Annotated in this window: 21 protein-coding genes and 1 pseudogene; 10 read left to right on the top strand and 12 right to left on the bottom strand. The window is 70.2% G+C overall.

Annotated features, from left to right (window positions below):
• Nucleotides 1-12 precede the first annotated feature (12 nt).
• From ABN611_RS37180 to hisD, 8 genes are all read right to left on the bottom strand, one after another.
• Nucleotides 13-900 carry a branched-chain amino acid ABC transporter permease gene (locus ABN611_RS37180; RefSeq protein WP_350276990.1) on the bottom strand — a complete coding sequence of 296 codons (888 nt, stop codon included), beginning with the start codon at nt 898-900 and terminating at the stop codon, nt 13-15.
• Nucleotides 897-2,729 carry an AMP-binding protein gene (locus ABN611_RS37185; RefSeq protein WP_350276991.1) on the bottom strand — a complete coding sequence of 611 codons (1,833 nt, stop codon included), beginning with the start codon at nt 2,727-2,729 and terminating at the stop codon, nt 897-899. Before ABN611_RS37185 ends, ABN611_RS37180 begins: the two co-directional genes overlap by 4 nt.
• Nucleotides 2,726-3,550, bottom strand: coding sequence for an ABC transporter ATP-binding protein (locus tag ABN611_RS37190; RefSeq protein WP_350276992.1), 825 nt, complete (start codon nt 3,548-3,550; stop codon nt 2,726-2,728). Before ABN611_RS37190 ends, ABN611_RS37185 begins: the two co-directional genes overlap by 4 nt.
• Before the next feature lie 115 nt (nt 3,551-3,665).
• Nucleotides 3,666-4,451 carry an ABC transporter ATP-binding protein gene (locus ABN611_RS37195; RefSeq protein ID WP_350276993.1) on the bottom strand — a complete coding sequence of 262 codons (786 nt, stop codon included), beginning with the start codon at nt 4,449-4,451 and terminating at the stop codon, nt 3,666-3,668.
• Between the two features lie 153 nt (nt 4,452-4,604).
• Nucleotides 4,605-5,246 carry an imidazole glycerol phosphate synthase subunit HisH gene (gene hisH, locus ABN611_RS37200; RefSeq protein WP_350276994.1) on the bottom strand — a complete coding sequence of 214 codons (642 nt, stop codon included), beginning with the start codon at nt 5,244-5,246 and terminating at the stop codon, nt 4,605-4,607.
• The gene (gene hisB / locus ABN611_RS37205; RefSeq protein ID WP_350276995.1) at nt 5,243-5,842 is read right to left on the bottom strand and encodes an imidazoleglycerol-phosphate dehydratase HisB; all 600 of its coding nucleotides are present in this window, start codon (nt 5,840-5,842) and stop codon (nt 5,243-5,245) included. Before hisB ends, hisH begins: the two co-directional genes overlap by 4 nt.
• Nucleotides 5,839-6,957 (bottom strand): histidinol-phosphate transaminase, encoded by a 1,119-nt coding sequence (locus ABN611_RS37210; protein ID WP_350276996.1) that lies wholly within the window; start codon nt 6,955-6,957, stop codon nt 5,839-5,841. Before ABN611_RS37210 ends, hisB begins: the two co-directional genes overlap by 4 nt.
• Nucleotides 6,957-8,294: a histidinol dehydrogenase gene (gene hisD, locus ABN611_RS37215; RefSeq protein ID WP_350276997.1), complete on the bottom strand. Its 1,338-nt coding sequence runs from the start codon at nt 8,292-8,294 to the stop codon at nt 6,957-6,959. The genes ABN611_RS37210 and hisD overlap by 1 nt, the downstream gene beginning before the upstream one ends.
• A gap of 101 nt (nt 8,295-8,395) precedes the next feature.
• Here hisD and ABN611_RS37220 point away from each other — a divergent pair, with 101 nt between their 5' ends.
• The 3 genes from ABN611_RS37220 to ABN611_RS37230 are packed head-to-tail and all read left to right on the top strand — an operon-like array spanning nt 8,396 to nt 9,646.
• On the top strand, nt 8,396-9,067 hold the full coding sequence (locus ABN611_RS37220) for an LON peptidase substrate-binding domain-containing protein (protein WP_350276998.1): 672 nt from the start codon (nt 8,396-8,398) through the stop codon (nt 9,065-9,067).
• 40 nt (nt 9,068-9,107) lie between these two features.
• Nucleotides 9,108-9,344, top strand: coding sequence for a ribbon-helix-helix domain-containing protein (locus ABN611_RS37225; RefSeq protein ID WP_350276999.1), 237 nt, complete (start codon nt 9,108-9,110; stop codon nt 9,342-9,344).
• Nucleotides 9,344-9,646 (top strand): type II toxin-antitoxin system PemK/MazF family toxin, encoded by a 303-nt coding sequence (locus tag ABN611_RS37230; protein WP_350277000.1) that lies wholly within the window; start codon nt 9,344-9,346, stop codon nt 9,644-9,646. Before ABN611_RS37225 ends, ABN611_RS37230 begins: the two co-directional genes overlap by 1 nt.
• Here the strand turns inward: ABN611_RS37230 and ilvD are convergent.
• A complete protein-coding gene (ilvD, locus tag ABN611_RS37235) occupies nt 9,643-11,493 on the bottom strand; it encodes a dihydroxy-acid dehydratase (protein ID WP_350277001.1) in 1,851 nt (616 codons plus the stop codon). The two genes, ABN611_RS37230 and ilvD, sit on opposite strands and share 4 nt — an antisense overlap.
• Before the next feature lie 121 nt (nt 11,494-11,614).
• On the opposite strand from ilvD, the gene ABN611_RS37240 reads away from it, so the two are divergent.
• The 4 genes from ABN611_RS37240 to ABN611_RS37255 all read left to right on the top strand — a co-directional run bounded on the left by ABN611_RS37240 (nt 11,615) and on the right by ABN611_RS37255 (nt 15,437).
• Entirely contained in the window at nt 11,615-12,457 is an 843-nt protein-coding gene (locus tag ABN611_RS37240) for a helix-turn-helix domain-containing protein (RefSeq protein WP_350277002.1), read from the top strand.
• A complete protein-coding gene (locus ABN611_RS37245) occupies nt 12,454-12,891 on the top strand; it encodes a VOC family protein (RefSeq protein WP_350277003.1) in 438 nt (145 codons plus the stop codon). Before ABN611_RS37240 ends, ABN611_RS37245 begins: the two co-directional genes overlap by 4 nt.
• A gap of 59 nt (nt 12,892-12,950) precedes the next feature.
• A complete protein-coding gene (gene recQ, locus ABN611_RS37250; RefSeq protein ID WP_350277004.1) occupies nt 12,951-14,786 on the top strand; it encodes a DNA helicase RecQ in 1,836 nt (611 codons plus the stop codon).
• An 81-nt stretch (nt 14,787-14,867) separates the two neighbouring features.
• A complete protein-coding gene (locus tag ABN611_RS37255) occupies nt 14,868-15,437 on the top strand; it encodes a dihydrofolate reductase family protein (RefSeq protein ID WP_350277005.1) in 570 nt (189 codons plus the stop codon).
• On the opposite strand, the gene ABN611_RS37260 is transcribed toward ABN611_RS37255, so the two are convergent.
• Complete coding sequence (locus ABN611_RS37260) at nt 15,419-16,300, bottom strand: LysR substrate-binding domain-containing protein (protein ID WP_350277006.1); 882 nt, start codon at nt 16,298-16,300, stop codon at nt 15,419-15,421. The genes ABN611_RS37255 and ABN611_RS37260 overlap by 19 nt on opposite strands.
• Here ABN611_RS37260 and ABN611_RS37265 point away from each other — a divergent pair.
• The 3 genes and pseudogenes from ABN611_RS37265 to ABN611_RS37275 all read left to right on the top strand — a co-directional run.
• Nucleotides 16,215-16,823 (top strand): annotated as a pseudogene (locus ABN611_RS37265) (SDR family NAD(P)-dependent oxidoreductase); the annotation flags it as partial. The gene ABN611_RS37260 and the pseudogene ABN611_RS37265 overlap by 86 nt on opposite strands.
• Nucleotides 16,824-16,857: 34 nt before the next feature.
• On the top strand, nt 16,858-17,103 hold the full coding sequence (locus ABN611_RS37270; protein WP_350277007.1) for an SDR family oxidoreductase: 246 nt from the start codon (nt 16,858-16,860) through the stop codon (nt 17,101-17,103).
• Between the two features lie 15 nt (nt 17,104-17,118).
• Entirely contained in the window at nt 17,119-17,880 is a 762-nt protein-coding gene (locus ABN611_RS37275) for an SDR family NAD(P)-dependent oxidoreductase (protein WP_350277008.1), read from the top strand.
• A gap of 1 nt (nt 17,881) precedes the next feature.
• Here the strand turns inward: ABN611_RS37275 and ABN611_RS37280 are convergent, their stop codons facing one another.
• Together ABN611_RS37280 and ABN611_RS37285 are read right to left on the bottom strand one after the other, a co-directional pair.
• A complete protein-coding gene (locus tag ABN611_RS37280; protein WP_350277009.1) occupies nt 17,882-18,868 on the bottom strand; it encodes a serine hydrolase domain-containing protein in 987 nt (328 codons plus the stop codon).
• Nucleotides 18,869-19,066: 198 nt separating this feature from the next.
• A complete protein-coding gene (locus ABN611_RS37285; RefSeq protein ID WP_350277010.1) occupies nt 19,067-19,447 on the bottom strand; it encodes a VOC family protein in 381 nt (126 codons plus the stop codon).
• Between the last annotated feature and the right edge of the window lie 19 nt (nt 19,448-19,466).

Raw genomic sequence — 19,466 nt, forward strand, 5'->3', positions numbered from 1 at the left:
GCGGGGAGGACGTCAAATGCGCTCCACCTCTCTGGTGCCGAACAGGCCGTATGGTTTGAGCAGGAGGACGAGGAGCATCAGCAGGTACGGGACGACCAGGAAGAAGTCGCCGCCGAAGACGGGGTGGAGGTCGTCGCCGTAGCTGCCGACTAGTGCTTCGACCACGCCGATGGACAGGCCGGCGATCACCGCGCCGCCCAGTGAGTCGAGGCCGCCGAGGATGATTACCGGTAGCGCCTTCAGCGCGGTCAGCCAGAGGTTCTGCTCGAGCCCGATACCGGTCGACAGGAAGACGCCGGCCAACCCCGCGAGGGCGGCGGCGAGTGCCCACGACAGGGAGAACACCCGGCCTACCGAGACGCCTTGGGCGAGCGCGACCTCCTGGTCCGACGCTGCCGCGCGCATCGCCAGCCCGGTCCGCGACCAGCGGTAGAAGGCGAAGAGCGCGGCCACCACGAGCAGCGTCGTCACGAGCGTTGCCAGGTGCCGTTGGTCGATCCGCGCCCCGAGTACGTCGACCTGCTTCAGCCCCCACGGATCGCCCATCTGGCGGATGTCCAGGCCGATGAACGAGTTCACGACCGTGCGGATCACGATGTCGACGCCGAGCGTGATGATCGCGATCACGAACACCGGCTTGCCGATCATCGGCCGCAGCGCGAGCCGTTCCACCCCGGCGCCGAGCAGCGCGGTCAGCAGCAGCGCGACCAGCACGGCGAGGAAGAAGTTCATCTCCAGCACCAGGTAGCCGACCAGCAGCGCGCCGGCCATCATGAACGCCGGCTGGGCGAAGCTGATCACCCGCATCGACTTGTAGACGATCACGAAACCGAGCGCCAGCAGGGCGTAGATCGACCCGTTGCCGAGCCCGCGGACGACGGTGGCGACGAACTCGTTCACCGCGCACCTCCGGCGTACATCGAGTCGACCAGCTCGGCGAACGTGTCGGCGACCGCCTTGCGCTTCACCTTCTGGGTCGCGGTGAGTTCGCCGTCCTCGTGGTCCAGGAGCTTCGGCAGCAGCCGGAACGAGCGCACCTGCTCGACGGTGGCGAACCGCGCGTTCACCTCGTCCACGACGCCCTGCACCAGCGCGACCACCTCCGGTTTCGCGGACAGGTCGCCGTACGTCGAGTACGGCAGCCGGTGCACCTGCGCCCAGTGGCCGACGGTGTCCGGTTCGATCCCGATCAACGCGGTCAGGAACTTCCGCCGGTCGCCGATCACGACGGCTTCCTTGATGTACGGCGACGCCTTGAGCGCGTTCTCGATCTCCGACGGCGCGACGTTCTTGCCGCCCGCGGTGATGATGATGTCCTTCATCCGGTCGGTGATCCGCAGGTGCGTGCCGTCGACCCACTCGCCCACGTCGCCGGTGTGCAGCCAGCCGTCGGGGTCGATCACCTTCGCGGTCGCCTCGGGATCCTGCCAGTAGCCGGCGAAGGTGCCCGGGTGCCGGGTGAGGATCTCGCCGGTGGCCTCGTCGACCTTCACCTCGACACCCTCGTGGGGCTCACCAACGGTACCGACCTTGATCCGGCCCGGCCGGTTCGCCGTCGCCACGGCGGTGTTCTCGGTCATCCCGTAGACCTCGTGCATCGGCACCCCGAGGCCCATGAAGAACCGCAGTACCTCGGGCGCGATCGGCGCGGCGCCGGAGGCCGCGTAGCGGACCTCGCGCAGGCCGACCCGGTCCTTCAGCGCGCGGTAGCAGAACAGCCAGCCGATCGCGTAGACCGCGCGGGACGCCGCCGTATGACGTCCGTCGTGGGCGGCGAGGACACCGCCGATCCAGTCCGCGCGGCGCAGCCAGTAGCCGCCGATCAGCCGCTTGACCGGGTCCGCGGACTCGACCCGGATCTGGACGCCGGCCGCGATCTTCTCCCAGATCCGCGGGACGCCGAACAGGACCGTCGGCTGGACCTCGTGCAGGTTGGTGGCGACGGTCTCGATCGACTCGGCGAAGTGCACGCAGACGCCGGCACCGGCGCCGAACCAGCCGCTGAAGATCCGCTCGGCCACGTGGCACAGCGGCAGGTAGGACAGCACGCTGTCGCGCGGTGACGGCGGCGGCGCGGTGAAGCCGCCGCGCTCGACCAGCTCCTGGATCGCGAAGTCGACGTTCGCGGCGGTCAGCATCACGCCCTTCGGCGGGCCGGTGGTGCCGGAGGTGTAGATCAGCGTGACCACGTCGTCGGAGCGGGCCGCCGCCATCCGCTGCGTGACCGCGTCCGGGTTCGCCTCGCGGTGCCGCTGGCCGATGGCGAGGAAGTCGGGCCACGCGATCAGCCGCGGGTCGTCGTACCGGTAGCGGATGCCGCGCGGTTCGACGTACACGATGTGCCGGAGGTCGGGCAGGTCGTCGATCGCGAGCGCCTTGTCAACCTGCTCCTGGTCCTCGGCGATCAGCACCTTCGCGCCCGAGTGCCGCAACAGGTAGCCGACCTCGGCGACCGGGTTGGTCGGGTACAGGCCGACCGTGGCGGCGCGGACGGCGACCGTGCCGACGTCGGTGTAGAGCCACTCGCGGCGGTTCTCCGAGTGGATCGCCACCCGGTCGCCCGGCTCGACGCCGAGGGCAATCAACGCGTGGCCGACGAGCGCGGCGGTGTCCCAGTACTGCGTCCAGCTGACCTGCTGCCAGACACCCAGATCCTTTTCGCGCAAGGCGATCACGTCCGGCGTCGTTACCGCGCGGTCCCGGACCCTGGTGGCGATGGTCGCGCTCATGACCGGTCCACCTTGTGTTCCTCGCCGAGGTAGGCGCGGACGACCTCGGGGTCGGTGGCGACCTCGGACGGCGTTCCGGTGCGGATCGGCTTGCCGAAGTCGATCACCATGATCCGGTCGGCCAGGTCCATCACCAGGCCCATGTCGTGCTCGACCATGATCATCGGCAGCCCGAGCTCGTCGCGGATGTCGAGGATGAACCGGGCCATGTCCTCGGTCTCCTCCAGGTTCATCCCGGCGACCGGCTCGTCCAGCAGCAGGAGCTTCGGCTCCGACGCGAGCGCCCGGCCGAGCTCGACCCGCTTCTGGACGCCGTACGGGAGCAGTCCGACCGGAAGCCGGCGCCACTGCGCGAGTTCCAGGAAGTCGACGATCTCCTCGACCGCGAGCCGGTTCGCCCACTCGTTGCGGCGGGCCTTGCCGAGCCACGCGAACGCGGCGAGGACGCCGTACGGGTGATGGTGGTGGCGGCCGAGCATCAGGTTGTCGAGCACGGTCAGGTTCGAGAACAGCTCGATGTTCTGGAAGGTCCGGGCGATGCCGAGCCGGGCGATCGCGTGCGGGCGGCGGCCGAGCAGGTCCTGGTCGCCGAACCGAACCGTTCCCTGCTGCGGCCGGTAGACGCCGGACAGCACGTTGAAGATCGACGTCTTGCCGGCGCCGTTCGGCCCGATCACCGCGAAGAGTTCGCCGGGGTTCACGGTGAAGCTCACCCCGTTGAGCGCGGTCACCCCGTCGAACGCGAGCACCACGTCCTCGAAGGTCAGCACCGGCGACCCTTCCTGGACATCCTCGCTCTGCCGTACCTCGGTCGCGGTCATGGGGCCTCCCGCCCTGGACTGAGGAGCGGAGGGAGCGAAGCGACCGGAGCGACGAGGGAAGGGCGGGAGTTACAGCCCCATGACCCGTCGCGACGGAGTCGCGACATCAGTACCGTCACGACAACCACCGCTTCCGGCGGCGGTAGTGCTTCACGTCGCGGAAGGACTTCGCCGAACCTTCCGCGCCGAGACCCAGGTAGAACTCCCGGACGTCGCCGTCCGCGAGCAGGTCCGCGGCGGGTTTGTCCATCACCATCGCGCCGTTCTCCAGCACGTATCCGTGCTCGGCGATCGACAGCGCCATCGCCGCGTTCTGCTCGACCAGCAGCACCGTCGTGCCGTGCTGGTTGATCTCGACGATCACGTCCCGGATCTGCTGCACGATCATCGGCGCCAGGCCGAGACTCGGCTCGTCCAGCAGCAGGTACTTCGGATCGGACATCAGCGCGCGGCCGATCGCCAGCATCTGCTGCTCGCCGCCGGACAGGTAACCGGCCGGCTTGCGGCGCCGGTCGGCCAGCACCGGGAACAGCTGGTACGTCCGGTCCAGGTTCTGCCGGATCGCGCGCGGGCTGACGTGCCCGCCGATCCGCAGGTTCTCCTCGACGGTCAGGTCGGCGAGGATCCGCCGGCCCTCCATCACCTGCTTGATGCCCAGCGCCGCGACCCGGCTGGCGCCGTACGTGTGGATCGGCTCACCGTCGAGCGTGATCGAGCCGCGCCGGACCTCGCCCTCGTGCACGTCGAGCAGCCCGGACAGCGCGCGCAGCAGCGTCGACTTGCCGGCGCCGTTCGCCCCCAGCAGGGCGACGATCCGCCCCTGCGGGACCTCCAGCCCGACCCCCCGCAGGACCAGCATCACGTCGTCGTAGACGACCTCGAGGTTCTTCACCGCCAGCATCCGGCCTCCCGGATCCCCGAAGGTTCTCAACCACCCTGGCGAGTGAGTGTGACACCAGCACGGGCGGCTGAGAAGCCCTCGGAGGCCGGAAATCGGACAGCGGCACCCAACCGTGACCGATAGTCAGGAGTGAAACCAGTTACGCAACTGGTATTACAGCGAGCGGACCCAGTTCTCGAGCAGGGTCGCGCCGGCGTCGCCGGACTTCTCGGGGTGGAACTGGGTGGCGGACAGCGGCCCGTTCTCGACCGCGGCGACGAACTTGTCCCCGCCGTACGTCGTCCACGTGACGAGCGGCGTGACGGACTCGCGCGTGTCGGTCAGCTCCCAGGTGTGCACGCCGTACGAGTGCACGAAGTAGAAGCGCTCCTTCTCGAGGCCGTCGAACAGCGCGGTGCCGACCGGTACGTCGACGGTGTTCCAGCCCATGTGCGGCACCGGCTCGGCGCCTTCGGGCCGCAGGCGCTCGACCGTGCCGGGCCACTGGTCGCAGCCCTCGGTCTCGACGCCGTGCTCGATGCCGCGAGCGAACAGGATCTGCATCCCCACGCAGATCCCGAGCACCGGACGGCCACCGGTCAGCCGACGGTCGACAGCGACATCGCCGCGGACCGCCTTCAGCCCGGTCATGCAGGCCTCGAAGGCGCCCACACCCGGCACGAGCAGGCCGTCGGCGTTGCAGGCAGCGTCGAAGTCCGCGGTCACCGTGACGTCCGCGCCGACCCGGCGCAGCGCGCGCTCGCCCGAGCGGATGTTGCCCGAGCCGTAGTCCAGCAACACGACCTTCTTGGTCACAGCGCGCCCTTCGTGGACGGGATGCCCGGCTGCCGCGGGTCCAGCTCGGCGGCCGCCCGGAGCGCCCGGGCGAAGGCCTTGAACTGCGCCTCGACGATGTGGTGCGGGTCGCGGCCGGACAGCACCCGGATGTGGATGCAGATCGCGGCGTTGAACGCAAGCGTCTCGAACACGTGCTGGGTCAGCGAGCCGGCGTAGTCGCCGCCGATGATCGCGTAGACCTGGCCCTCCGGCTCGCCGGTGTGCACGCAGTACGGCCGGCCGGACAGGTCAACCGTGCAGTGCACGAGCGCCTCGTCGAGCGGCACGGTCGCGTCGCCGAACCGGCGGATCCCGCGCTTGTCGCCGAGCGCCTCCTTCAGCGCCTGGCCGATGCCGATCGCGGTGTCCTCGACCGTGTGGTGGGCGTCGATCTCGAGGTCGCCGACCGTGTTCACGTGCAGGTCGAGCAGCGCGTGCTTGGCCAGCGCGTTGAGCATGTGGTCGTAGAACCCGACCCCCGTCGAGATGTCGGCCCGGCCCTCGCCGTCGACGTTCAGCTCGACGAGAACCTTGGACTCGCTGGTCTCCCGATCGATCCGGGCAGTGCGCGTCATGTCAGCCTTCCAGTATCAGTCTTGAGAACCCGCTCCAAAGAGGCGCGGAACGCGGCCATCTCCTCGCCGGTGCCGATCGAGACCCGCAACCAGCCGTCCGGTCCGGTCTCCCGGATCAGTACGCCGTCGTCGAGCAGCGCCTGCCAGACCGCGTGCCGGTCCGCGAACGTGCCGAACAGGACGAAGTTCGCGTCCGAGTCGACCGCGCGCAGGCCCTGCGCCCGCAGCCAGTCGACCGTCTCGTCGCGCTCGACGCGGAGCTGCTCGACCCGGCCGAGCAGCTCGTCGGCGTGCCGCAGCGCGGCCCGCGCGGTCGCCTGCGTCACCGCGGACAGGTGGTACGGCAGCCGGACGATCCGCAGCGCGTCCACGAACTGCTTGCTCGCGGCAAGGTATCCGACCCGCCCGCCGGCCATCGCGAACGCCTTCGACATCGTCCGCGCGACCGCGAGATTCGGGTACGACGGCAACAGGCTGACCGCACTGGGCGTCCCGGTACGACGGAACTCGGCGTACGCCTCGTCGACCACCACGACCGCGCCGAGCGCCGCGGAGTGCGCGACGATCGCCTCGGTCACGTCGATCGGCAACGCCGTACCGGTCGGGTTGTTCGGCGAGGCGAGCAGCACGACCGACGGGCGGTGCCGGGAGATCGCCGCGATCGCCTTGCTCCGGTCCAGCGTGAAGTCCTCGGCGCGGCGGCCGGTGACCCACGCGGTGTTCGTGTCGCGCGCGTACTCCGGATACATCGAGTACGTCGGCGCGAACGACAGCGCCGTACGCCCGGGGCCGCCGAACGCCTGCAGGATGTGCAGCATGACCTCGTTGGACCCGTTGGCCGCCCACACCTGCTCGGGCGCCAGGTGCGCGCCGGACTCGCGGGCCAGGTACGCCGCGAGGTCCGCGCGGAGGTCGAGGAACTCGCGGTCCGGGTAGCGGTTCATCCCGCGGGCCGCGACCGAGACCGCGGCGGCGATGTCCGCCACCGTCTCCTCGCTCGGGGGGTACGGGTTCTCGTTGACGTTGAGCAGGACCGGGACGTCGAGCTGCGGGGCGCCGTACGGCTCGAAGCTCTTCAGCTCCTCGCGGATCGGCAGCCCGTCGAAACGACCCATCACCGCTCCCCTGGTGCGTTGCCGGGGAACCGGACCGCCACCGCCGCGCCGTGCGCCGGGAGGTCCTCGGCGTCGGCGAGCGTGCGCACGTGGCCGGCGACCTCGTGCAGCGCGTCGCGGGTGTAGTTCACGACGTGCATGGCCTTCAGGAAGCTGCGCACGGACAGGCCCGACGAGTGGCAGGCGCAGCCGGCCGTGGGCAGGACGTGGTTGGAGCCCGCGCAGTAGTCGCCGAGCGACACCGGCGACCAGCCGCCGACGAAGATCGCGCCGGCGTTGTTGATCAGCCCGGCCCGCTCCTCGGCGTCGACGGTCTGGATCTCCAGGTGCTCGGCGGCGTACGCGTCCACGACGGCGGTGCCCTGGTCGAGGTCGTCGACCAGCACGACAGCGGACTGCTGGCCTTCGAGGGCCTCCGTCACACGGTCCCGGTGCTTGGTCTTCGCGACCTGGACCGGCAGCTCGGCCTCGACCTTCGCGGCCAGGCTCTCGCTCGGCGTGACGAGCACGCTCGCGGCCATCGGGTCGTGCTCGGCCTGGCTGATCAGATCGGCGGCGACGTGCTGCGGGTCGGCGGTGTCGTCGGCGAGGATCGCGATCTCGGTCGGACCCGCCTCCGAGTCGATGCCGACCACACCGAGCATCAGCCGCTTGGCCGCCACCACGTAGATGTTGCCGGGACCCGTGATCAGGTTGACCTTCCGGCAGCCGTCGAAGCCGTACGCGAACCCGGCGATCGCCTGCGCGCCGCCCATTGCGTACACCTCGTCGATGCCGAGCAGGGCACAGACCGCGAGCACCGTCGGGTGCGGCAGGCCGCCGAACTCCTTCTGCGGCGGCGACGCCACCGCCAGCGACGGTACACCGGCGACCTGGGCCGGTACGACGTTCATCACGACGCTCGAGGCGAGCGGTGCGCGGCCCCCCGGGACGTACAGGCCGACGCGCTGGACCGGGACGAACCGCTGGGTCACCCGCCCGCCGGGCGCGGGCTCGGAGGCGACGTCGGCGGTGAGCTCGTCCTGGCTGACCTCGCGGACGCGCCGGATCGACTCCTCGAAGGCGCTGCGCACCGTCGGGTCGAGGTCCTCGAGCGCGGTCTTCAGCGCCGCGGCCGGGACCCGGACGTCCTCGACGCGCACATGGTCGAACTTCTCGCCGTACTCCCTGATCGCCTCGAGACCGCGATGGCGGACGTCCAGGCAGATCGGTCGGACGACGTCGAGGGCCTTCTCGACGTCGAACACGGCTCGGGGGACGAGGGCGTTCACTTCGGCTTGGAGGTCGGTCACCTCTCCGGCCGCCACTCGGCCCCGCAGGTCGACGCGGCGAATCATGGTGTCAGTCTAGTGGTCACCCGCCGCGTCCCCGACCGCATATCCACTGGCCGACCGGTCACGGGGCGTGATCACGGGCCGCGTCCACTACGCTCGTCGGCATGGACTCCCGCCTGCCGTTGCTCACTGTCGACACGGTGATCTTTCCCGGGCTGGTGCTCCCGATTCCGGTGAACGACGTCCAGGGCCGCGCGGTGGTCCGTGACCTGGTCGAGAACGGCGGCGAAATGGTCTGCGGCGCGCTCGCGGTCCGGGACGGGTACGAGCTCGGCGAGCGGGTGTTCCGGTCGCTGTACGGGACCGGCTGTGCGGCGACGATCTCGGAGATCACGCTGGACGCCGACGACGAGGGGCCGATCGAGGTCACGCTGACCGGGAACCGCCGGTTCAAGGTGACCGAGCTCGACGGCTCCGGCGACTACCTGGTCGGGGACGTCGAGTGGCTGCCCGACGACCTCGGCGACGACCCGCTGGGCACGGCGACGGTCGCGATCGCCCGGTTCCGCCGGTACGCCGAAGCCGTCAGCGAGATCAGCCGCCCCGGCCTGCACCTCGGCGAACTCCCCGACGACCCCGGCACCCTGTCCTACCTGATGTCCGCGGCCATGAAACTCATGACCCCCGACCGCCAGAAACTCCTCGAGGCCCCCGACGCCACCACCCGCCTGGCCCAACTGGTAGGCCTCCTGGACACCGAACTCGCCGCCATCACCGCCCTCCCCTCCCTCCCCGCCACCGACCTCATCACCTGGTCAACCCTCTCCCCCAACTGACTCAGTACCGATGTGAATCCCACGGCGGTATGGTTGTGGTATGAGTAAGCAGATCACGGTGCGGTTGCCGGATGAGTTGGTGGAGTTCATGGATGAGCTCGTGGCCACGGAGAGGGCGACGAGTCGGGCTTCCGTGGTCGCGCGGGCGATGGAGCGGGAGCGGCGGCGGGAGTTGGCGGCGCGGGATCTGGCGATTCTGGCCGAGCGCGGTGACTATCCGGATCTCGAAGGGCTCGCCCCGGCGGCGGCAGGCACGGTTCTGAGCGACCTCGACTGATGCGGCCGCTGCACATCGCCCGCCTGGACAAGCCCCGGCCGGTGGTGGTCCTCACCCGCGAACTGATCCGCCCGCGCCTGACCAACGTCACGGTCGCCCCGATCACCAGCACGATCCGCGGCCTGTCCACCGAGGTACTGGTCGGCCCGGACAACGGCCTCGATCACCCCAGCGCGATCTCCTGCGACAACATCCAAACCATCCCCAAAGCCCAACTGGGCCGCCTCATCGGCTACCTCCACCCCGACCAGGAACCCGCCCTGGCCGAGGCGATCAACCTGGCCTTCGACCTCGAGCTCTAGCCGAGCTTGCTGAGGTCGCGGACGGCGCCCTTGTCGGCGCTGGTGGCCATGGCGGCGTAGGTGCGGAGGGCGTTGGAGACCTTGCGGGTGCGGTTCTTGGGGGCGTAGACGCCGTTCAGGGCCGCCTCGCGCTTGGCCAGTTCCTCCGCGGGGACCAGGAGTTCGATCGTGCGGTTCGGGATGTCGATCTTGATGTGGTCGCCGTCCTCGACCAGCGCGATCGTGCCGCCCGAGGCCGCCTCGGGCGAGACGTGGCCGATCGAGAGGCCCGACGTACCGCCGGAGAAGCGGCCGTCGGTGACCAGCGCGCAGACCTTGCCCAGGCCGCGGCCCTTCAGGAACGACGTCGGGTACAGCATCTCCTGCATCCCCGGTCCGCCCTTCGGGCCCTCGTAGCGGATCACGACGACGTCGCCCGGCTGGACCTGCTTGGCCAGGATCTTCTCGACGGCCTCCTCCTGCGACTCGCACACCACCGCGGGGCCCTCGAAGGTCCAGATCGACTCGTCCACGCCGGCCGTCTTCACGACGCAGCCGTCGACGGCCAGGTTGCCCTTCAGTACCGCGAGACCGCCGTCCTTCGAGTACGCGTGCTCACGGTCCCGGATGCAGCCGCCCGCCGCGTCGGTGTCCAGCGTGTCCCAGCGCTCGGACTGCGAGAAAGCCGTCGCCGACCGCTTGCAGCCCGGCGCCGCGTGCCACAACTCGACGGCCTCCGGCGACGGCGAGCCGCCGCGCAGGTCCCAGGTCTTCAGCCACTCGTCGATCGAGTCGCTGTGCACGGTGTGGACGTTCTCGTTCAGCAGGCCGGCGCGGCGCAGCTCGCCGAGGATCGCCGGGATCCCGCCCGCGCGGTGCACGTCCTCCATGTAGTACGTGCCGTTGGCGGTCACGTTCGGCGCGACCTTGGCCAGGCACGGCACCCGCAGCGACACCGCGTTCATGTCGTCCAGGTCGAAGTCGACCTCGGCCTCCTGGGCCGCGGCGAGCAGGTGCAGGATCGTGTTCGTCGACCCGCCCATCGCGATGTCCAGGGCCATCGCGTTGCCGAACGCCTCCTTCGACGCGACGCTCCGCGGCAGCACCGTCGCGTCGTCGTTGTCGTAGTACCGCTCGGCCAGCCGGACGACGGTCTCGCCCGCCTTCTCGTACAGCGCGCGGCGGCCGGTGTGGGTCGCCAGCAGCGAGCCGTTGCCGGGCAGCGACAGGCCGATCGCCTCGGTCAGGCAGTTCATCGAGTTCGCGGTGAACATGCCCGAACACGAACCGCAGGTCGGGCAGGCGTTCTCCTCGATCCGCAGGATGTCGGCGTCGGAGACGTTCTCGTTCACGGCCTCGGACATCGCGTCGACCAGGTCGAGCTTGCGGACCGTGCCGTCGACCAGCGTCGCCCGGCCGGCCTCCATCGGGCCGCCGGAGACGAACACGGTCGGGATGTTCAGCCGGAGCGCGGCCATCAACATGCCGGGGGTGATCTTGTCGCAGTTCGAGATGCAGACCAGCGCGTCCGCGCAGTGCGCCTCGACCATGTACTCGACGGAGTCGGCGATCAGGTCCCGGGACGGGAGGCTGTAGAGCATGCCGCCGTGGCCCATCGCGATGCCGTCGTCGACGGCGATCGTGTTGAACTCGCGCGCGATCCCGCCGGCGGCGTGGATCGCCTCGGACACGATCCGGCCGACCGGGGCCAGGTGGGTGTGGCCGGGCACGAACTCGGTGAAGCTGTTCGCGACCGCGATGATCGGCTTCCCGAAGTCCTCCCGGGCTACGCCCGAGGCCTGCATGAGCGCGCGAGCGCCCGCCATGTTGCGACCGTGGGTGACTGTGCGGGACCTCAGAGCAGGCACGACGACATCTCCTTGTGCTGGTACGTACTCATCGATACTGCCACGCCCGTCCGGATGGCGGTACGCGGGTCCCGGATCCTGGAGTACTGATTCTGTCCGTGGACAGTCCTAGCCTGGTTCCATGGCGGGGATCGAGCACCACACGCGACCGGTGCACCCTGCCCTGCGCCCGTACGTCGGCGACGTCACCGGCTACGCGTACGACGCCGATCCCCCGGCGCTCCACCGCGGTCTCCCGTCCCGCTTCCTGACCCTGGTCATCACGCTGGACGATCCCCTGGGCATCGCCTGGCCCGGCCGCCCGGTGGAGAAGTTCGACGCCGGCGTCGGCGGACTGCACTCCACGGCGGTGCACATCGGACAGACACCCAGTCGTGCCGGTGTGCAGCTCGCTCTGACGCCGGCCGCGGCCCGGGCGCTGCTCGGGCTGCCGCCGGCCGAGTTGGCGTCCACGGTGGTCGGCCTCGACGAGCTGCTCGGGCGGCCCGCCCACGAGCTCACCGAGCAGCTGCGCGAGGCTCCGACCTGGGGGCGGCGCTTCGACCTGCTCGAGCAGTTGTTGTTGCGCCGCTGGGCGGATGCGTCCCCGCGCGATGCACGCCCGGAGCTGGGCTGGGCGTGGCAGCGGGTGCGGGACAGCGGCGGCGCGATCGGCGTACAGACGCTGGCGGACGAGGTCGGGTGGAGCCGGCGGCATCTGACCGAGCGGTTCACCGCGGAGTTCGGGCTGGCGCCGAAGGTGGCGGCGCGCGTGATGCGGTTCGAGCGGGCGAACACGCAGCTGCGGCAGCAGCCCACCGTCCGGCTGTCCGACCTCGCGGCCCGCCACGGGTACGCCGACCAGGCGCACCTGACGCGCGAGTGGCGAGCGATCGCGGGCTGTACGCCGCGGGAGTGGCTGGCCGAGGAGCTCCCAAACGTTCAAGACTTCGTACCTGCCTGGGCCCGAGACTCGAAGGCATGAACACGACCCAGGACATGACCCAGCAGACGAAGCAGCAGCAGGTGATCGGCGTCTGGCCGGCCGTCATCTACCGCGACGGGCAGGCCGCGCTGAGGTTCCTCACCGAGGGCCTCGGCTTCCGGCTCGTCGCGTCGTACCCCGGAGCCGCCGAGGGCTCGATCGCGCACGCCGAGCTCGCGTGGCCGGCGGGCGGCGGGCTGATGATCGGTTCGGTCGACGCCAAGCCCGAGCCCGACGAGTTCACCGCGCTGGCCGGGCAGCACCAGTCCGTCTACCTGGTCCACGACACCCCGGACCCGGTCTTCGGCCGCGCGATCGGCGCAGGGGCCGTGGTCGTACGGGGGTTGGAGGACACGGACTACGGGTCGCGCGGGTTCACCGTGCGCGATTTCGAAGGGAATCTGTGGAGTGTCGGGACGTATTCGGGCGAGTAATCCACAGGCAGCGGCGATCGCGCCAGCATCGACCGCGCGATCTCACTAAACTCGCCGGGGTGAGTGAGACGACCGGACTTCCCGATTCCGAAGCCCTTCAGGTCCTCCGGCGGGTGTTCGGATACGAATCCTTCCGCGGGCAGCAGGCCGACATCATCGACACGGTGGTCGCCGGCGGCGACGCGCTGGTGCTGATGCCGACCGGCGGCGGGAAGTCGCTGTGCTACCAGATCCCCTCACTGGTGCGCTCCGGCGTCGGCGTGGTGATCTCGCCGCTGATCGCGTTGATGCAGGACCAGGTCGACGCGCTCACCGCGCTCGGCGTCCGGGCCGGCTTCCTGAACTCCACGCAGGACTTCGAGCAGCGGCGCGAAGTGGAGCAGGCGTTCCTGGCCGGCGAGCTCGACCTGCTGTACCTGGCTCCGGAACGGTTGCGAGTCGACGCGACCGTACGGCTGCTCGACCAGGGCAAGATCGCGTTGTTCGCGATCGACGAGGCGCACTGTGTGTCGCAGTGGGGCCACGACTTCCGGCCGGACTACCTGATGCTGTCCGAGCTGCACGAGCGCTGGCCCGACGTACCGCGGATCGCGCTGACCGCGACGGCGACCGAGGCGACGCACCGGGAGATCGCGACCCGGTTGAAGCTGGACGAGGCCAAGCACTTCGTCGCGAGCTTCGACCGGCCGAACATCCAGTACCGGATCGTCCCGAAGGACAAGCCGCAGCAACAACTGCTCGAGCTGCTGCGCACCGAGCACGCCGGCGACGCGGGGATCGTGTACTGCCTGTCCCGCAACAGCGTCGAGAAGACCGCCGCCTTCCTGACGCAGAACGGCATCGAGGCCCTGCCGTACCACGCCGGCCTGGACAGCCGGACCCGCGCGGCGAACCAGGCGCGCTTCCTGCGCGAGGACGGGCTGGTCGTGGTCGCGACGATCGCGTTCGGAATGGGGATCGACAAGCCGGACGTCCGGTTCGTCGCGCATCTCGATCTGCCGAAGTCCGTCGAGGGGTACTACCAGGAGACAGGTCGCGCCGGGCGGGACGGGCTGCCGTCGACGGCGTGGCTGGCGTACGGGCTGCAGGACGTCGTACAGCAACGGAAGATGATCGACACGTCCGAGGGCGACCTCGCGCACCGGCGGCGGCTGGGCTCGCATCTCGACGCGATGCTGGCGTTGTGCGAGACCGTGCAGTGCCGGCGGTCGCAACTGCTGGCGTACTTCGGTCAGCAGGGCGACAGCTGCGGGAACTGCGACACCTGCCTGACGCCGCCGGAGGCGTGGGACGGGACGATCGCGGCGCAGAAGCTGCTGTCGACGGTGTACCGGCTGCAGCACGAGCGCGGGCAGAAGTTCGGCGCCGGGCAGTTGATCGACATCCTGCTCGGCAAGGAGACCGACAAGGTCAAGCAGTTCCGGCACGACCAGCTGACGGTCTTCGGGATCGGCACCGAGCTCAAGGACGCCGAGTGGCGCGGGGTGATCCGGCAGCTGCTCGCGCTGCGGTTGCTCGCGGTCGAGGGCGACTACGGCACGCTGGTGCTGACCGAGGAGAGCGGCGAGGTGCTCGGCCGGCGCCGCGAGGTGATGATGCGCCGCGAGCCCGAGCGGATCCGTTCCAAGGCCCGCGGCTCGGGCGGCGGCAAGAAGGCGGTCGCGGACCTCGCGCCCGAGGCGGCGCCGGTGTTCGAGCGCCTGCGCGCGTGGCGGGCCGCGGTCGCGAAGGAGCAGGGTGTCCCGGCGTACGTCATCTTCCACGACGCCACGCTCCGCCAGATCGCCACCGACCTCCCGGCGTCCCTGGCCGAGCTGGGCAAGATCAGCGGCATCGGCGAGAACAAGCTGACCAAGTACGGCGACGGCGTCCTGGAGACACTCGCCGCGGAGTAGGTGTCGAATCGCGCTGACCCCCTTCGACGCGGAGGCACAGGGTGCGGACGGGCCGCGCCCCGCGGAGACGGGAGAACGCCGATGTCCACCTCAGTGCTGTTGATGTCGATGTCCGCCGACGGCTACATCGCCGGGCCGGACGACCGGCCGGGGAACCCCGGCGGCGATGACTTCATGCGGTTGCACGAGTGGTACCTGAACGACGACGGCGAGGTCGGCCGTCCGGAGGGTGAACCGGGCGAGATCTGGGACGAGCTGAACGCCACCGGCGCGGTGCTCGTCGGGCGTCGTACGGCCGAGCAGGTCGACTACTACGGCGGCGATCACCACGGCGTACCGATCTTCGTCCTCAGCCGCGAGCCGCGGTCGGTGCCGTACGAGAAGGTGCACTTCGTCAGCGACATCGAGACCGCGATGGCGCAGGCAAAGGCGGCCGCCGGCGACAAGGACGTGTTGGTGCACGGCGCGGTGACTGCCCGGGCCGCGTTGGAGGCCGGAGTGCTCGACGAGCTGCAGCTCAGCCAGGTGCCGGTCCTGTTCGGCGGCGGCCTCCGGTTGTTCGACGTACTCCCCCGGCGCATCGAGCTCGAGATCGCCCGCGTGATCGACACCCCGCGCGCGACTCACATCCGCTATCGCGTCCGGCGCTGAGTCCAGTCGGCCGTGGTCGCCAGCGCGGCGAACTCGTGGAGGAGGCGGGAGCGGCGGGTGGCGACCCAGGCGAGGCAGACGGTGTTGGGCCCGAGGTTGTCGACAGGGATCGCGACGACGTCGGGCCGCCGGTAGAAGGCCGCCACCGAGAGCGGGATGATCGCGACACCGCGGCCGGCGGCGACGTGCTCGAGCTTCTCCTCGACGCTGCGCATGACCGGGACCGGCCGCGCGGTCCGGGTCCGGAGCTCGACGGCGATGTCACGCCATTCCGGTACGGCGTCGGGGTCCTGCAGCAGGTGCTCGTCCGCGAGGTCGGTGATGTCCAGCGCGGGCTTCCCGGCGAGCCGGTGGGCGGCCGGGAGCATCGCGACCCGCGGCTCCTCGAACAACGGGCGGACCGTGAGCCCCGCCTGGTCGATCGGCAACCGGACGATGCTCACGTCGGCGCGGCCGTCGTGCAGTACGTCGATCTGGTCGTCCCAGGTCGTCCGGAGCAGCTCGACCTCGATCCCGGGGTGACTCGCCCGGAACGCCTGGACCGCGTCGGTCACCGTCAGCCCCGGCATGAACCCGATCGTGAACGTCTTCGCACCGCGCGCCGCGCGCGTCACCCGCCGACGGGTGGCGTCCGCCGCCGCGAGCAACGGACGGGCGTCGTCGAGCAACTGCCGGCCGGCCGGCGTCGGCTCCGTGGAGCGCTTGGTCCGGACGAACAGCTGCGCGCCGAGCTCGTCCTCCAGGGCACGGATCTGCCGCGACAGCACCGGCTGCGCGATGTGCAGCCGGTCCGCGGCGCGGCCGAAGTGCAGCTCCTCGGCGACCGCGACGAAGTACCGGAGCTTGCGAAGATCGAGATCCATAATACCTTCAGGGTATTACGGGCGCCGGAACAGGTCTTGGACGAGCGCGGACTCCCGGCCGCATCGTGGAAGCGACATCCCTTCCACGAAAGGCAGTTCCGTGACTCTGCAGGACCAACGCGTCGTCCTCCTCGGGGGTACGTCGGGGATCGGCCTGGCCGCCGCCCAGCTCGCCGCATCCCAGGGCGCGACCGTGATCGTTGCCTCAAGCAACACCGACTCCGTGAAGCGGGCGCTGGAGACGCTGCCCGGCTCGGCGACCGGCGCGGCCGTCGACCTCACCGACCCGGCCGCGGTCGCGGCCTTCTTCGAGGAGCTCGAGCCCTTCGACCACCTGGTCTACACGGCCGGCGAGGCGTTGACGATCCTCGAGGTCGGCTCGATGGACCTCACCCGGGCCAGGACCGCGTTCGACCTGCGGTACTTCGGTGCGCTCGGCGCGGTGAGTGCCGCCGTACCGAAGCTCCGCCCGGGCGGGTCCGTCGTACTGACGACCGGTGCCGCCGGTGACCGGCCGGGGCCTGGGTGGTCGGTGGCCGCGGAGTATCTGCGGTGCGATGGACTCGCTGGTCCGCGCGCTCGCGGTGGAGCTCGCGCCGATCCGCGTCAACGCGGTCAAGCCGGGGGTCGTGCGTACGCCGCTGTGGCGCGGCGGCCTCGACTACGACGAGATCGGCCGGCAGCTGCCCGTGGGTCGCGTCGGTGAGCCCGAGGACGTCGCCGCGGCGTACGTGTACCTGATGAACCAGCGCTACGCCACCGGCTCGATCGTCGCGGTCGACGGCGGCCATGTGCTGGTGTGAGGCAGAGTAGGCGTCGTGACACGGATCTTGATCACCGGTTCGGCGGACGGGCTGGGGCAGATGGTCGGCCGGGAACTCGCTGCGCAAGGGCACGAGGTCGTGCTGCACGCGCGGAACTCGCAGCGGGCGGCCGACGCCCGGCGAGCGGTTCCGGCGGCGGCTGAGGTGCTCGTCGGGGATCTTGCGAGGATCGACGAGACGCGGGACGTCGCGCGGCAGGCCAATGAGTACGGGCGGTTCGACGTGGTCGTGCACAACGCCGCGGTCGGGTACCAGGAACCGCGGATCGAGACGGTCGACGGGCTGGAGCACGTGTTCGCGATCAACACGCTGGCGCCGTACCTGCTGACCGCCCTCGTCGAACGCCCGGAGCGGCTGATCTACCTGAGCTCAGGGATGCACGAGGGCGGCGATGTCGTCCTCGACGATCTGCAATGGGTCCGACGGCGGTGGCGCGGGGCGCAGGCCTACTCCGATTCCAAGCTGCACGACGTCCTGCTGGCCTTCGCGGTGGCCCGGCTCTGGCCGGACGTGCTCTCGAACGCGGTGGATCCCGGCTGGGTGCCGACGAAGATGGGCGGGCGGGGCGCACCGGGTGATCTCGGCCAGGCGCATCTCACGCAGGTCTGGCTGGCAACCGGGCCGGACGTCGGAAGCGGCGGCTACTACTACCACCTGCAGCCGCATCGGACGCACCCGGCAGCTTCGGATCGCGAGACGCAGGACGCCTTCCTGGACGCCTGCGCCGAGCTCACCGGAGTCCGGCTGACGGGCTGACTCAGCTGAGCAGCGGACCGAGTGCCTCGATCAGGTCACTCATCGGGCGGCCGACCACCCGGCCGCCGTCGGCGAGGATCAGGGCGATCGAGACCCGCTTCTCGGGGATCACGACCAGCAGGCTGGTGTGGTCGGGCATGTCGCCGGCATGACCATAGGCATCCCCTAGACCGAACCTCAGGCTGAACCGCATCGTCCCGAGCCCGTACTCGCCGTCGCCGTCGGTTATCTGGCGAACCAGATCTCCTGGCAGGACACGACTGCCGTACAGCTGGTACCCCCAGCGAGCGACCGTCGGCGCGTCCGCGGCCAGCCCTCCGAACGCCGCGGTCGCACTGGCGTACGCGCGGCACGGAAGGTACCCGTCGGGCGGTCCACAGATCTCGTTGCGCACGTGTGCGATCGGCGGCCGCGGCTGCTCCGCGTCCTGGAAGGCCGCGCGGTGCAGCCCGGCGGGTGCGGCCAGATCACGACGGAGCACGGTCGCCAGCGGTTGCCCGGTGAGTTTCTCGATCAGCAGGCCGAGCAGTACGTAGCTCGGGTCGCTGTAGCCGAACGAGCTCCCCGGATCATCGACGGCCGCGCTGTAGGACCTCAGCGGCTCTGCGAGCGCCCAATGTCTGCCCGGCGCCGCGGCGATCGCCTGCTCCAGTTGCCTGACGTCGAACGGCGCGAAGTCCGGAACGCCGGATGTCATCGACAGGTGTTGCCGGACGGTCGCGCTGTTCGCCGTCAGCTTGTGCTGCACGTACCTCGAGAGCGGTAGGTCCAGATTCAGCTTGCCCTCGTTCGCCAGCAACATCACTTCTGCTGCGACGAACGTCTTCGTGATGCTCGCCACCGCCATGCTCGTGTCCGGGCGGAGCGCCGTACCGAGGATGTCCGTGCCCGCCGCGCCCGACCACGTCCAGCGATCGGTGACGACCGCGGCGGTCACCCCGCGCGAGCCGGTCGAAATGTCCGGGAACATCACGACCTTCCTCAGCACGTCCTGCAGCACCTTGGCCCTGGCAGGGTCGAGAGCTTGTGTCCCGGGATCCGGGAACGATGTCGACGCAGGGGTGCTCGGCGCGGGTACCGGTTCCTCTCCCCCACCAGAGCACCCCACCAACGCAATCACCAGGAGGGCGGTTGCGCGCCACCTCATCCTCCGATGATGCCACCGGAGGACGGGGTCAGGTGAGCGTCAGGCCTGCGAGATGTAGAGCCGGTTGCCGTCGGGGTCGCGGAGGCTGAACATCGGCGGTACGCCGGGCCACTCGAGCAGCTCGTCGGTGTCGACGCCGGCGTCGAGGAAGTGCTGGTGGGCCGCCTTCGCGTCCGGGCTGGCCATCCGGATGCCGGTGTCGACACCCGCCGGGTTGCCGTCGCTCGCGGGCACCAGCGCGATGCTGCCGGAGGCCCCCGCCGAGCCGGCCGGTACGACGACGATCCAGCGGCCGCCGAACTGCGGCAGCGGCGCGTCCATCAGCACCGTGAAGCCCAGCGTCTCGGTGTAGAACGCCACCGCCCGGTCTTGGTCGGTCACCGGTACGCCGACGGTCCGGATCTCGCTGATGTGGTTCATGGTGGTTCTCCTTGGGGTG

Origin of the sequence: Kribbella sp. HUAS MG21 (genome assembly GCF_040254265.1) — a bacterium.
Taxonomy (GTDB): domain Bacteria; phylum Actinomycetota; class Actinomycetes; order Propionibacteriales; family Kribbellaceae; genus Kribbella.

What these genes read in the sequence shown, in the direction of transcription:
- ABN611_RS37185 (WP_350276991.1), bottom strand. Translation starts at nt 2,729, where the DNA reads ATGAGCGCGACCATCGCCACCAGGGTCCGGGACCGCGCGGTAACGACG.
- ABN611_RS37190 (WP_350276992.1), bottom strand. Translation starts at nt 3,550, where the DNA reads ATGACCGCGACCGAGGTACGGCAGAGCGAGGATGTCCAGGAAGGGTCG.
- ABN611_RS37195 (WP_350276993.1), bottom strand. Translation starts at nt 4,451, where the DNA reads ATGCTGGCGGTGAAGAACCTCGAGGTCGTCTACGACGACGTGATGCTG.
- hisB (WP_350276995.1), bottom strand. Translation starts at nt 5,842, where the DNA reads ATGACGCGCACTGCCCGGATCGATCGGGAGACCAGCGAGTCCAAGGTT.
- ABN611_RS37210 (WP_350276996.1), bottom strand. Translation starts at nt 6,957, where the DNA reads ATGGGTCGTTTCGACGGGCTGCCGATCCGCGAGGAGCTGAAGAGCTTC.
- hisD (WP_350276997.1), bottom strand. Translation starts at nt 8,294, where the DNA reads ATGATTCGCCGCGTCGACCTGCGGGGCCGAGTGGCGGCCGGAGAGGTG.
- ABN611_RS37220 (WP_350276998.1), top strand. Translation starts at nt 8,396, where the DNA reads ATGGACTCCCGCCTGCCGTTGCTCACTGTCGACACGGTGATCTTTCCC.
- ABN611_RS37225 (WP_350276999.1), top strand. Translation starts at nt 9,108, where the DNA reads ATGAGTAAGCAGATCACGGTGCGGTTGCCGGATGAGTTGGTGGAGTTC.
- ABN611_RS37230 (WP_350277000.1), top strand. Translation starts at nt 9,344, where the DNA reads ATGCGGCCGCTGCACATCGCCCGCCTGGACAAGCCCCGGCCGGTGGTG.
- ABN611_RS37240 (WP_350277002.1), top strand. Translation starts at nt 11,615, where the DNA reads ATGGCGGGGATCGAGCACCACACGCGACCGGTGCACCCTGCCCTGCGC.
- ABN611_RS37245 (WP_350277003.1), top strand. Translation starts at nt 12,454, where the DNA reads ATGAACACGACCCAGGACATGACCCAGCAGACGAAGCAGCAGCAGGTG.
- ABN611_RS37255 (WP_350277005.1), top strand. Translation starts at nt 14,868, where the DNA reads ATGTCCACCTCAGTGCTGTTGATGTCGATGTCCGCCGACGGCTACATC.
- ABN611_RS37260 (WP_350277006.1), bottom strand. Translation starts at nt 16,300, where the DNA reads ATGGATCTCGATCTTCGCAAGCTCCGGTACTTCGTCGCGGTCGCCGAG.
- ABN611_RS37270 (WP_350277007.1), top strand. Translation starts at nt 16,858, where the DNA reads ATGGACTCGCTGGTCCGCGCGCTCGCGGTGGAGCTCGCGCCGATCCGC.
- ABN611_RS37285 (WP_350277010.1), bottom strand. Translation starts at nt 19,447, where the DNA reads ATGAACCACATCAGCGAGATCCGGACCGTCGGCGTACCGGTGACCGAC.